The following is a 12696-nucleotide window of genomic DNA, read 5'->3' on the forward strand; positions in this document are numbered from 1 at the left end:
CAGTTGGAAATAAATTTTGAAGCTGGCGCTTAAGAAAACAAAACAGAAGCTATGCAGTATATGGAAAAAGACTGCATGGCTTCTGTTTTTTGTTTCATCAGATAAATATGGTATTAGTGTCAAAAGGTCTTTTGACACTAATATCATAAATATGCATTTAACAGTTGGTTGTGTAAAGATTTCTTCAGCTTCGTATTCCATTTCTGTACAATCAACGGATTCATTTTAATCTTTTTACGATCGTAAGTGATCAGTCCGTTGGTTTCTTCTTCAATATCAGAAAGCTGCGTGAAAACAGTTGCAGAGTATCCATTTTTTACAGAAGGTACGATAGTGTTTTCCATCAACCTGGAGAAGCTGTCGGTAAGCGCCTCGCTGGTGGTAAATTTCTTATATCCGTAAATGTTTCTACAGGCACTGTGCTCTGGCAGGCGAAGAGAGTAACCTCCAAATTCAGATAAAGCAAGTACACGGTCTGATTCTGGTACTGGAAGTCCAAGAAAATAATAATGGAGACTGTTAATATCACCACAGCCCTGATCAAACCATCCACTGGCAGAATCTACCAGGCGGGAAGGATCCAGACGGTGAATAAAATCTGTGACTTTTTTGGTGGAAAATTGTCCCCATCCTTCGTTGAAAGGTACCCATGTGACAATGGAAGGATGATTATACAGTGTCCTGACCATATCCCGGATATCGTCAATGTATTCCTGACGGCCGAATTCATCTGTGCGGGAGAGCAGGCGGGCGTGGAGGTCTTTTACTGGAATGCGCATCCAGTTTAATAATGTGGCCAGATAGGTAACAAACCAGTGATGGTAGGAAGAACCGCCGTTAGGCATATCCTGCCATACCAGCATTCCCATGCGGTCACAGTGGAAATACCAGCGGTCTGCTTCGATTTTGCCATGCTTGCGGAGCATGTTAAAGCCAAGATCTTTCATTGCACGAATATCGTAGATGAAAGCTTCGTCGGAAGGTGCTGTATAAAGCCCGTCTGGCCAGTAGCCCTGATCCAGCACGCCGCTCTGAAAATATGGCTGATCGTTCAGGAAAAAGCGTGGATAGCCATCGTCAGCTATCTGTACGTCACATTTGCGGAGTGCGAAATATCCAAGAACCCGGTCTTTGCCATATTCCAGGGAATAGGGGTAAAGCCACGGCTCTTTGGGAGTCCAGGACTTCTGCATATTTTCCGGGATGGAGAGGGTGGCTCCTTTTCCGGGACGGATTGCGGCGGTAGTTATTTCATCCTGGCATAATGTATCGTTAAGTCCGTCTGCTTCGAGAAAAACAGGTGGGTAAACCTTACAGATCACATTGGATGAATTCTGCCTGTCAGGTGAAAAAGCCAAAACGGTTTCCTGAGAATCTGTCTGATCCGCTGCCGTGTGACTTATATGGGCAGGAGATACATTTTCAGTCAAGGATGGGGAGGATACGCGGATGCGCATCCGGACCAGACCATTGTCCCAATCCGGGGTAACACGCACATCTCTTATGTATTCGTTCGGTACGATCTCCATCCATACAGTCTGCCATATCCCGCTCTGGGCAGTATAGAACATACCGCCGCGTTTCAGCTGCTGTTTGCCTCTGGCATGATAGGAGGTGTCACTGAAGTCGTGGACACTTATGAGGATAGAGACTGTGAGATCTTCTGTGATAAAGTCTGTAATATCTGTGGTAAATGGAAGGTAGCCGCCCTTGTGATAGCTGACGAACTTTCCGTTAATGTACACGCTGCAGATCTGATCTACAGCTCCAAAATGCAGAAGAAGCCGCTGACTTTCTGTATCCAGGCAGTTCTCTGGCAACTGGATGGTACGGGAATACCATAAGGTTTCATCTGGCAAAAGCTGGCGCTTTACCTGGGAAAGAGGCGCTTCAGGTGAAAAGGGCACCAAAATCTCTCCGTCAAAGGGGAAATATTCGCTTTTATAAAATTGCCATGGAAGAATGCGGCTGTCAGTGATCAGGTAGTCCCACATCCCGTTCAGATTGATCCAGTGACGGCGTACCATACCTGGACGAGGATATTCTTTCAGAGTCTGTCCCCGGGCAGCCGCTTTGCTCCAAATGGTTTCCAGATTTTTCAAATATATGTCCTCCTTAAATTTACGAAAAGTATGAAAAAATAATTATAATGATATGTCTTATTATACACGAAATATGGACGTTTGCAATTGGATTTGTGAAAACCCGTTCCGCAACATTACTGTTCTCTGGTAATGTTCCGCGAGGTGTTTTTGCGAACAAAGTTCACAGAAAAAACGAGAATCTGAGCGTGAAATCTTGCGGATGCATGAGTTTTGTGTAACGCGAAACGTGTTGCTATGAATGGAGCGAAGAGAAACACGCTTGCAGGGGGTGGAGTGGACAGCATATCGCAACTTACGATTGAAAAAGCAGGTGCGGTATGTTACGATAAAAAGGATTGATGGAGGGGAAAAAGATGAATAATTCACAAAACAAAAATCTGCTGACAGAGGGGTCTATCTGGAAGAAACTGATGGGATTTGCGTTCCCGCTTTTTCTGGGAAACCTGTTCCAGCAGCTGTACAATACAGCAGATTCTCTGATCGTGGGAAACTTTCTGGGAAGTGATGCACTGGCTGCGGTAAGTTCATCCGGCAGTCTTACATTTCTGCTGGTAGGATTTTTTCAGGGTCTTGCTATGGGAGCAGGCGTTATCATAGCGAGATATTTTGGCGCAAGGCAGAAGAAGGAGCTTCACAGGGCGATTCATACCACGGTGGCTTTTGGTATTCTGTGCGGTATACTTCTTACAGCTGGCGGTGTTATGCTTGCACCAAAGATTCTGATCCTTATGAAAACACCAGCAGATATTTTGCCGAAATCCACCCTGTATTTCCAGGTATATGCCATGGGATCCCTGGGGCTGGTTCTTTATAACAATTTTGTAGGCATTATGCAGGCAGTGGGAGACAGCCGCCATCCATTGTATTACCTGATTTTTTCATCACTTTTGAATGTGGCTCTGGACATGGTTTTTGTAGGTGGATTTGGAATGGGTGTGGAGGGCGCAGCTCTTGCCACTATCATTTCCCAGTTTATGAGCGCATTTTTGTGTCTGTACCGTCTGATGAAAAAAAGCCCGGAGGAGTATACGGTTTCCCTTAGGGATGTTCGCCTGGACTCCTATATGCTGAAACAGATCGTATCCAACGGTCTTCCTGCTGGCATCCAGAATTCCGTGATCGCCATTGCAAACGTGGTAGTGCAGTCTAATATCAACAGCTTCGGCAAGCTGGCTGTTGCTGGATGCGGGGCATATTCCAAGGTTGAGGGATTTGGTTTTCTGCCTATTACCTGTTTTTCTATGGGACTGACCACATTTATCAGTCAGAATCTGGGCGCAAAGAAATATGACAGGGCAAAAAAAGGAGCCCGTATTGGTATCCTCTGCAGTATTTCGATGGCAGAGATCGTGGGAATTATTGTGTATTTTGCAAGTCCGGTATTTATTGCCGCTTTTAACAATGATCCGAAAGTGATTGCTTTTGGAGTGAAAGAAGCACATATCATTACTCTGTTCTATTTTCTGCTTGCCTTTTCCCATTGCATTGCAGGACTTATGCGTGGAGCTGGAAGAGCTACGGTGCCCATGTTTGTTATGCTGGGCTGCTGGTGCGTGATCCGTGTGACTTATATAACCATCGCTGTGAAGCTGCATCCGGTGATCCAGACTGTATTCTGGGCGTATCCGCTGACCTGGTCATTAAGCTCCATTCTGTTTTTGATTTTTTATCTGAAATCAGACTGGATCCATGGTTTTGAGAAAAAAAGAAACTGACAGAGGCGGAAAATACTGAAATAAATGCCAGTGGATGGTGAAAAAGGAGTTATGGTTTTTATGAATGTACTGAACATTGAACATGTAAGCAAGATTTTTGGAGATAAAAAGATTTTTGATGATATTTCCTATGGAATCCATGATGGGGATAAAATCGGAATCATTGGAATCAATGGAACTGGAAAAAGTACTCTGCTGAAAATCATTGCAGGGGAAGAGGAGACAGATGAGGGACAGGTGATTTCCCAGAATGGCCTTCGTATCACCTATCTGCCTCAGATGCCAGATTTTCCAAAAGGTGCCATTGTACAGGACTATGTGGCTGATGGGAAATGGCAGAAGGACTGGAGCACGGAAAGTGAGGCCAGAAATATTTTGAATAAGCTGGGGATTACAGAACATGATGTCCCTGTGGAGCAGCTTTCTGGTGGACAGAAGAAGCGTGTAGCTCTGGCCAGAACTCTGGTAAACCCTTCTGATGTGCTGATTCTGGATGAGCCTACCAACCATCTGGATAATGAGATGGTAACCTGGCTGGAGGATTACCTGAACCGGTTTAAAGGCGTTGTGATCATGGTTACGCATGACCGTTATTTTCTTGACAAAGTTACCAATAAAATTCTGGAAATCAGTCATGGAAAAGTATATTCCTATGATGCCAATTATTCAGGATTTCTGGAATTAAAAGCCCAAAGAGAAGAGATGGAGCTGGCTTCTGAGAGGAAGAGACAGAGCATTCTCCGTATGGAGCTGGAATGGGCGAAGCGTGGCTGCCGTGCAAGAAGCACCAAGCAGCGGGCCCGTCTGGAGCGTCTGGAAGCGTTAAAAAATGGCAAGGCGCCTGTTCAGGAGACAGATGTGCAGATGGACTCTGTGGAGACCAGAATGGGGAAAAAGACAGTAGAGCTTCATCACATTTCCAAAAGCTATGGCGATAAGGTGATTCTGGATGATTTTGACTATATTGTGCTGAGAAACCAGAGACTTGGAATTATCGGACCAAATGGATGCGGAAAATCTACTTTGATCCGTATTATTGATGGAATGGTGGAACCGGATTCCGGTACCGTGGAGATCGGGGAAACGATCAGGATCGGTTACTTTGCCCAGGAAGTGCCGGACATGGATGGAAACCAGCGTGTGATTGATTATATCCGTGATGTGGCAGAGTTTATTCCTACCCGTGATGGAAAGATCAGTGCATCTATGATGCTGGAGCGTTTTCTTTTTGATTCTGCAATGCAGTATACACCGGTAGCCAAGCTGTCAGGAGGAGAGAAGAGACGTCTGTATCTCCTGAAGGTACTGATGGAGGCGCCAAATGTACTTCTTCTGGATGAGCCAAGTAATGATCTGGACATTCCTACACTGACAATTCTCGAAGATTATCTTTCTACATTTTCGGGAATTGTGATCACGGTATCTCACGACCGCTATTTCCTGGATGATGTGGTGGACCGCATTTTTGCCTTTGAAGGGAATGGAAAACTGACCAAGTATGAGGGTGGTTATACAGATTATGCGGAGGCGAAAGCGCGGAAATATGGGGCTGGAAGCAGTGAAATTGGTGCCGGGACCGGCAGCAGTTTGTCGGATAAAGCAGCTTCCGGAAATAACAGTACAGAGGATGAAGGGAAAAAACCTACCAGAAAAGACTGGAAGCAGGGACAGAAGTCTGAAAAACTGAAATTTACTTATAAAGAAGAACGGGAATATGCTGTTATTGATGAGGATATAGCCAGACTTGAAGAGAAAATTGCCAGGCTGGAGAATGATATGATGGCAAATGCCACCAATTCCGTGAAGCTTCGTGAGATCATGGCAGATAAAGAGGCGGCGGAGAAGCAGCTGGAAGAAAAAATGGATCGCTGGGTGTATCTGAATGATCTGGCGGAGCAGATTGAGGCACAGAAAAATAATGGATAAAGGTGACAGGAAGCTGCATGCTTCGAAAGCCCATAAAGAAGAGGAAAGCTTTCTGAACAGGAGAAAGGAATTATTTCGCAGACTACCAAAAATTGACAGGCTTATGGGAAGGGAACTGACGAAAGAACTGACGGAACAGTATGGGTATCGTGCAGTGCTGGAGGCTGCCAGAAAGGTGGAAGAGCAGCTGCGGGATGCCATGCGTCAGCAGATTTTGGTGGAAGAAAAGCCAGCTGTGTTCCTGGATACATCCGGACTATCAGGACAGAAGGATGGCTTACCGGTAAAGCTGTCTGATCTGAAGGCTTTGCCTGAGACAACATTAGATTATACAGAGTATGTTTTGCAGGAAATGAAGAGACTGCTTGCGCACAGAAGCCAGAGGCAGATGCAGCGGGTGATCAATGCTACCGGTGTGATCCTCCACACAAATCTGGGAAGAGCGCCTTTAGGGGACAGACTTGTGTCTGAGCTTGTACCTTTGATGACCGGATATACCAATCTGGAATTGAATCTGGAAGATGGGAAGAGGGGAAGCAGATATGATCATTTTGCTGAAAATCTCTGCAAGCTGACAGGGGCTGAGGCTGCCATTGCAGTGATAACAACGCGGCAGCAGTGCTGCTCATGCTGACAGCGCTGGCCTCCGGAGGGGAAACCGTAGTTTCCCGAGGAGAGCTTGTGGAGATTGGCGGGAAGTTCCGGATTCCGGATGTATGCAGTCAGAGTGGAACGATGCTTGTGGAAGTGGGGACTACCAACCGGACTTATCTGGAGGATTACGAAAATGCAGTGACAGAGAATACCGCTGCCTTTCTGAAAGTGCACACCAGCAACTATCAGATTACCGGTTTTACCCATGAAGCAGAGTTTGTAGAGCTTGCAGAAGCGGCACATAACCGCGGAATTCCCCTTTTGGTGGACTTTGGAAGTGGGAGCCTTGTGGACATTGCCTTTTATGGAATCGAGCCTGAAAAGACCGTACAGGAGCTTTTGAAGAAAGGTGCAGATATTGTATCTTTTAGTGGAGATAAACTTCTGGGCGGACCACAGGCAGGAATACTGGCAGGACGTAAAGATTTGATCGAAAAGATTTCCAGGCATCCTCTCATGCGGGCACTGCGAATCGATAAGTTTACAGCTGCCGCGCTGGATAAGACAGTAAGTATTTATCTGGATGAGAGTCAGCTGGAGAAAGAGATTCCGGTTTATGATATGATGAGTCGAAGTGCAGAAGAACTTAAGCGGAATGCATTATGGCTTATGGGTGAACTGTTGGCCGATGCTTCTGAATATGAATTTGCAGTAACCTCTACACGAAATCCTGTTGGCGGTGGTACTACACCTGGAAAAACACTGCCTGGAGCTGCATTGCAGATAAGAAGCCTGAATGGAAAGGGCCTTTCCGCGCAGGAAATCAGTGACTGCTTACGGAAAATGGATACTCCGGTTATTGGTCATATTGTAGACGACTGGGTTTATTTGGAAATGAGGACTATAAGGACTGACGAAGAACTGGAGATTCTCAAAAAAGAACTGAAATATGATCTGTGCAAGAAAAACCCTCAATGACCTTTGAAAATCATTGAGGGTTTTGGCATATTATGATTTTATTTCCCTATATGCCATGCTAGTCTTACACTTGCAGAGTGGACTGTTCCTGTGAGCCAGTCGCAGTCATTGGTGATCCAGTCCATGATGCCAAGCTGGCGGGTTTCCCAGGCAACGGTAGCTTCATGGGCTTCCGGTGTTTCTTCAGTCTCCATAGTGGTGTCAATCTCGTCGTAGCCGAAAATATATCCGCCTGCGCTCCAGATGCTGAAGTTGCTGTCAGGACCCGGGTCAATTCTGCCCTCTCTCGCGGCAACCAGTCCGTCATGTCTTGCCTTATATTCTTCCTCGCAATCAGGTTTCAGTCTGGTCATGAACATTCTGTGGCGGATCAGCTCTTTGTTTTCGCGGACAACACCGAAATTGTGGTACATCAGACGCATGTTTTCGCCGGGGGTGGAGATCCAGGTGAAGGTGTGGTCAATTCTGGAAGTGAGAGCCTGGATGCTGGCTTTTTTCTCTTCTGAAAATTCGTTATTTTCGTCTGTTTCGTAATATCCGAAAATCAGGGAATCACAGTTCCAGATGCTGAAATTATGTACCTTTTCCTGATCCAGAAATGCAGTCAGATCTGGCCAGATCTCTCCTAATATCTGGCGGTATTCATTTTTTTTCCCTTTTTTGATTTCCATAGCAAAGCTGTGTCTTTCCATAAGAAAAATCCTCCGTTTTATAAAAATAAGATATTGTGTATATCTGGTTTTTCTGTTTTGAACCTTGTAAAAAATATTAATCTAAGAAAAAGTCAAGTTTACTTCTCACGGAATGTTACCAGTGAACAGTAATAGTTACTGTTCACTGGTAATGTTCCGCGAGGTGTTTTTTGTGAACAAAGTTCACAGAAAACCCGAGAATTGCGGCGCGAAATCATGCTTTGCATGATTTCTGTGCATCGCGAAGCGCGTTACTGTGAACGGAGTGAACAGTAACCAGTAATAAGGATAGCATAATTTCTCAGATAAATCCACCCTTATATTGACATTCAGCATGTACTTATATACAATAAGAGGACTGGCCTGGAGCATGTTTGAAAAATCATTCCCGCAATCTGCACGCCCTGCTTTGCAGTATATTTTGCCTGAATTTGGTCTGCGTAGCCCGCTGCGACGCCCCTATCCGGGCAAAATTTCCTGCAAATTGTGATGCACATCTTGCAGAAAGTTTTTTTCAAACACGCTCTAAAAAAGAGGGCGACAGAAAAAAAGGGTTACTGGTCACGGGGCGAACCGTAAACGAAAAGGTTTAATTACAGAAGAGAGGGGATTGTTTTTGGAAAAAGAAGTAAAAGTTCAGGAAAATAAAATGGGTGTGATGCCAGTGGCAAAGCTTCTGCTCACCATGTCTGTACCGATGATGATTTCCATGCTTGTCCAGGCACTTTATAATATTGTGGACAGTATGTTTGTGGCGAAATTAAGTGAGAGTGCACTTACTGCAGTTTCACTTGCGTTTCCGGTGCAGAACCTGATGATCGCAGTGGGAACCGGTACTGGTGTTGGTATCAATGCGCTGGTGTCGCGCTCTCTTGGGGAGAAAAAGCAGGAGTATGCCAACAGTGCTGCAAATAACGGTATTTATCTTGCAATTTTCAGCTTTATTGGATTTGCAATTGTTTGTGGATTTTTTGCACCTGCTTTTTTCAGGGTGCAGACTACGGATCCACAGATCATGGAATATGGTGTGGATTATGTCAGAGTGATCGGAATTATGTCCTTCGGCCTGTTTATCCAGCTGACCTGCGAGAAGCTTCTGCAGTCTACAGGGAAGACGGTGTATTCCATGGCAACACAGCTTCTTGGCGCTATTATCAATATTATTCTGGATCCAATCATGATTTTTGGTTTATTCGGCTTTCCAAGAATGGAAGTAACAGGAGCAGCCCTTGCCACTGTTACAGGACAGATCATTGCAGCAATTGCAGGTGTGATCGTGAATATGAAGCTGAATAAAGAGCTTCATATTTCTCTTGTGAAATATAAGATTTCCGGTGATGTGATCCGCAGCATTTACAGCGTAGGCTTTCCATCTATTATTATGGCGTCTGTTGGTTCTGTTATGACATTCGGAATGAATAAGATCCTGATGGGCTTTACTTCTACTGCAACGGCGGTATTTGGCGTGTATTTCAAGCTGCAGAGCTTTATTTTTATGCCAGTGTTTGGACTGAATAATGGAATGGTTCCCATTGTTGCTTACAACTATGGTGCCAGAAAACCGAAACGTATTACGAAAGCAATTAAGCTGAGTATTATTTACGGAGTATGTATTATGCTTGCTGGTTTCGCTGTATTCCAGCTGTTTCCGGGAAGTCTTCTGGGAATTTTCAGTGCCTCTGACGATATGATGGCAATCGGTATCCCGGCACTTCGTACCATTAGCCTCAGCTTTCTGATCGCAGGATTTTCTGTAGTTGCATCTTCTGTGTTTCAGGCGCTTGGACATGGCTTTTTAAGCCTTGCAGTGTCTGTGCTGCGTCAGCTGGTAGTACTGCTCCCGGCTGCATTTATCCTGTCAAAAGTAGGTGGCCTTGGAGCCTGCTGGTGGTCCTTTCCCATTGCAGAGGTGTTCTCAGGAGTGATCTGCTTTGTGTTTATACGATATGCGTATAAGAAAGAAATTCATCCGCTTTACGAGAAATAAAATAGATAGGAAAACAAGAGCTCTCGGAATTTCGGTCCCGGGGGCTCTTGCTAAAATTCGTAATATTTATTTTTATTCCATATGCACCGTTACATGATACTCTGTCTTTCCGTCCTCAACAGGTACCACATTTCCATTCACATGCTTGCCATCAACCTCCAGGTAAGCTACACCCTTTTCCACATTATTCGGATTCTTAACGTCGAAGGAATAGGTGGCACCGCGGAAGCGGCGGGTGAGGGTGAAGTCACCGAAGCCCTCCGGAATACACGGATCGATGGAAAGTCCGTCATAGGATGGCTGCACACCCAGGATTGCCTGGGAGAGGTTCACGAAAGTCCATGCGGCTGTTCCGGTAAGCCAGCTGTTCTTTGCCTCACCGTGGCGGGCTGCGTCACGTCCTGCGATCATCTGGGAATAAACATAAGGCTCTGTACGATGGATTTCGCTGATGTTTTCAATATAAGATGGGCAGGTCTTTTTATAAATTTCAAATGCACGGTTTCCTCTTCCGATAACAGTTTCGGCAATGGAAATCCATGGATTGTTATGGCAGAAGATTCCGGCATTTTCTTTGTATCCTGGCGGGTAGGAAGAAATTTCACCAAGGTTCAGGTAATATCTGGTGTAAGCCGGCTGGTGAAGCATAATACCATATTTGGTATCCAGGCGCTCTTTTACAGAATCAAGAGCTTTTTTTGCCAGACCTTCTTTCACGCCAATGCCGGCAATGATACAGAAGCCCTGCGGTTCAATGAAAATCTGTCCCTCTTCGCATTCGTGGGAACCAACCTTCTGAGAGGTGGCGTCATAAGCACGAAGAAACCATTCTCCATCCCAGCCAGCGTCAAGGACTGCCTGGTACATTTCTTCAACAGCTTTCTGCGCGATAGCAGCGTCCTCCTCTTTTCCAACACGTCTGCAGATCTCTGCAAACTCATTTCCATATTTTACATACATACCTGCAATAAATACAGATTCTGCAACTGGTCCCTCAGATGGTCCTGTGGTCTGGAAGGATTCACCAGGCTCATTGGAAAAGCAGTTCAGGTTCAGACAGTCGTTCCAGTCAGCACGTCCGATGAGAGGAAGCTTGTGTGGTCCAAGATGGGTGCGGCTGTATTCGAAGGAACGGCGGAGATGCTCAAAAAGAGGAGCTGCTTTTTCCATATGGCAGTCAAAAGCAACCATTTCATCCAGAATGGAATAATCTCCAGTTTCCTTTAAGTAAGCGGCCACAGCGGCAATCAGCCACAGCGGATCATCGTTAAATCCGCTTCCGATATCCAGGTTGCCCTGCTTGGTAAGCGGCTGGTACTGATGATAAGCACTTCCATCTTCGAACTGGGTTGCAGCAATGTCAAGGATTCGTTCTCTTGCACGCTCCGGGATCAGATGTACAAATCCAAGAAGATCCTGGCAGGAATCACGGAAGCCCATTCCACGGCCGGTTCCGGATTCATAGTAAGAAGCGGAACGGGACATGTTGAAGGTTACCATACACTGGTACTGGTTCCAGATATTTGCCATACGGTTTACGTGAGGATCCTTACTCTCTACATGATAGCGGGAGAGAAGATCATCCCAGTAAGTATTCAGGATGGCGAAAGCTTCATTTACCTGTTCGGAAGTTTCGAATTTCTCCATGATCTTCTTAGCAGGCTCTTTTTTGATCACGTTTAAAGCTTCCCATTTGTCGTCTTTTGGGTTTTCACAATAGCCGAGAAGGAAAACATATTCTTTTTCTTCACCAGGTGCCAGAGAAACATTGATCTGCTGGCTGGCAATGGGATACCATCCGCTGGCAACAGAATTGTGGCTCTTGCCTTCCTCTACAACGATTGGAGCATTGTTGCCGCGGCCAAGTCCTAAGAACTCATCACGGCTGGTGTCAAAACCGTCCACAGGAGTATTTACAGTGAAAAAGCTGTAGTGATTGCGTCGTTCGCGGTATTCGGTCTTATGGTAAATGGTGCTGCCGATGATCTCAACTTCACCGGTGCTTAAGTTTCGCTGGTAGTTGGTCATGTCGTCCACAGCATTCCAGAGGCAGAATTCTACATATGAAAATAACGAAATCTCTTTCACTTTATCTGAATTGTTTCGCAGAGTCAGTTTGTTGATCTCGCAGGCTGTGTCAACAGGGACGAATGCAAGAAGATCAGCTGCCAGGCCGTTTTTCTCACCGTGGAAACGGCTGTAGCCAAGTCCATGGCGGCACTCATAAACATCAAGAGGAGTGCGGGTTGGCATTGCACCTGGATTCCATACGGTATCCCCATCTTTGATATAGTAGTATTTTCCGTTGGAATCTACCGGGATGTTATTGTAGCGGTAACGAGTGATACGGAGCAGCTTTGCATCTTTATAGAAGCTGTAGCCGCCGCAGGTGTTGGAAATCAGTGTGAAGAAATCCTGGGAGCCAAGGTAGTTGATCCATGGCAACGGGGTATCTGGTGTTGTAATGACATATTCTTTATTGGCGTCATCAAAATGTCCGAAATTCATAGTGGATCTCCTTTGATAAATTTTATTCTTGCTGAATTCTTTCTAATTGGTTGATTGCTATTCGTGATTTACATCAGGGTGCATTAATTTATTTTTCGAGCTGCACAGTGATCTACGCTTATATAGTAATAATGTTTTGCAAATGCAATGAGTAGTTTCGAAAAAATCAATTGGATTGAATTGTGAGATAA

The 12696-nt window shown here is 45.3% G+C and carries 8 protein-coding genes and 1 pseudogene; 5 read left to right on the plus strand and 4 right to left on the minus strand.

The features are described from left to right. Positions 1-143 precede the first annotated feature (143 nt). Positions 144-2102: a sugar-binding domain-containing protein gene (locus tag DW904_RS10085; RefSeq protein ID WP_243110367.1), complete on the minus strand. Its 1959-nt coding sequence runs from the start codon at positions 2100-2102 to the stop codon at positions 144-146. Positions 2103-2458: 356 nt separating this feature from the next. Here DW904_RS10085 and DW904_RS10090 point away from each other — a divergent pair, with 356 nt between their 5' ends. From DW904_RS10090 to selA, 3 genes and pseudogenes are all read left to right on the plus strand, one after another. Next, on the plus strand, positions 2459-3820 hold the full coding sequence (locus DW904_RS10090) for an MATE family efflux transporter (protein ID WP_118580068.1): 1362 nt from the start codon (positions 2459-2461) through the stop codon (positions 3818-3820). A gap of 60 nt (positions 3821-3880) precedes the next feature. Further along, positions 3881-5746 (plus strand): ABC-F family ATP-binding cassette domain-containing protein, encoded by a 1866-nt coding sequence (locus DW904_RS10095; protein ID WP_118580125.1) that lies wholly within the window; start codon positions 3881-3883, stop codon positions 5744-5746. Continuing rightward, positions 5739-7318 (plus strand): annotated as a pseudogene (gene selA / locus DW904_RS23835) (L-seryl-tRNA(Sec) selenium transferase). The gene DW904_RS10095 and the pseudogene selA overlap by 8 nt, the downstream one beginning before the upstream one ends. A 38-nt stretch (positions 7319-7356) precedes the next feature. On the opposite strand, the gene DW904_RS10110 reads toward selA, so the two are convergent. Together DW904_RS10110 and DW904_RS25440 are read right to left on the minus strand one after the other, a co-directional pair. After that, positions 7357-8010 carry an L-rhamnose mutarotase gene (locus DW904_RS10110; protein ID WP_118580077.1) on the minus strand — a complete coding sequence of 218 codons (654 nt, stop codon included), beginning with the start codon at positions 8008-8010 and terminating at the stop codon, positions 7357-7359. A 329-nt stretch (positions 8011-8339) separates the two neighbouring features. Continuing rightward, a complete protein-coding gene (locus tag DW904_RS25440; protein WP_334285109.1) occupies positions 8340-8507 on the minus strand; it encodes a DUF6783 domain-containing protein in 168 nt (55 codons plus the stop codon). Here DW904_RS25440 and DW904_RS25445 point away from each other — a divergent pair. Together DW904_RS25445 and DW904_RS10120 are read left to right on the plus strand one after the other, a co-directional pair. Then, positions 8442-8603 (plus strand): DUF6783 domain-containing protein, encoded by a 162-nt coding sequence (locus tag DW904_RS25445; RefSeq protein WP_334297714.1) that lies wholly within the window; start codon positions 8442-8444, stop codon positions 8601-8603. The genes DW904_RS25440 and DW904_RS25445 overlap by 66 nt on opposite strands. Before the next feature lie 56 nt (positions 8604-8659). Then, positions 8660-9997: an MATE family efflux transporter gene (locus tag DW904_RS10120; protein ID WP_118580128.1), complete on the plus strand. Its 1338-nt coding sequence runs from the start codon at positions 8660-8662 to the stop codon at positions 9995-9997. A 72-nt stretch (positions 9998-10069) separates the two neighbouring features. Here DW904_RS10120 and DW904_RS10125 read toward each other — a convergent pair whose 3' ends face one another. Further along, positions 10070-12505, minus strand: coding sequence for a glycosyl transferase (locus DW904_RS10125; RefSeq protein ID WP_118580083.1), 2436 nt, complete (start codon positions 12503-12505; stop codon positions 10070-10072). Between the last annotated feature and the right edge of the window lie 191 nt (positions 12506-12696).

Origin of the sequence: Ruminococcus sp. AM42-11 (genome assembly GCF_003480145.1) — a bacterium.
Lineage (GTDB): Bacteria > Bacillota > Clostridia > Lachnospirales > Lachnospiraceae > Blautia_A > Blautia_A faecis.

Excerpts from the sequence above, each read along its gene's own strand:
- DW904_RS10090 (WP_118580068.1), top strand. The coding sequence starts at position 2,459 with ATGAATAATTCACAAAACAAAAATCTGCTGACAGAGGGGTCTATCTGG.
- DW904_RS10095 (WP_118580125.1), top strand. The coding sequence starts at position 3,881 with ATGAATGTACTGAACATTGAACATGTAAGCAAGATTTTTGGAGATAAA.
- DW904_RS10110 (WP_118580077.1), bottom strand. The coding sequence starts at position 8,010 with ATGGAAAGACACAGCTTTGCTATGGAAATCAAAAAAGGGAAAAAAAAT.
- DW904_RS25440 (WP_334285109.1), bottom strand. The coding sequence starts at position 8,507 with ATGTGCATCACAATTTGCAGGAAATTTTGCCCGGATAGGGGCGTCGCA.
- DW904_RS10120 (WP_118580128.1), top strand. The coding sequence starts at position 8,660 with ATGGGTGTGATGCCAGTGGCAAAGCTTCTGCTCACCATGTCTGTACCG.
- DW904_RS10125 (WP_118580083.1), bottom strand. The coding sequence starts at position 12,505 with ATGAATTTCGGACATTTTGATGACGCCAATAAAGAATATGTCATTACA.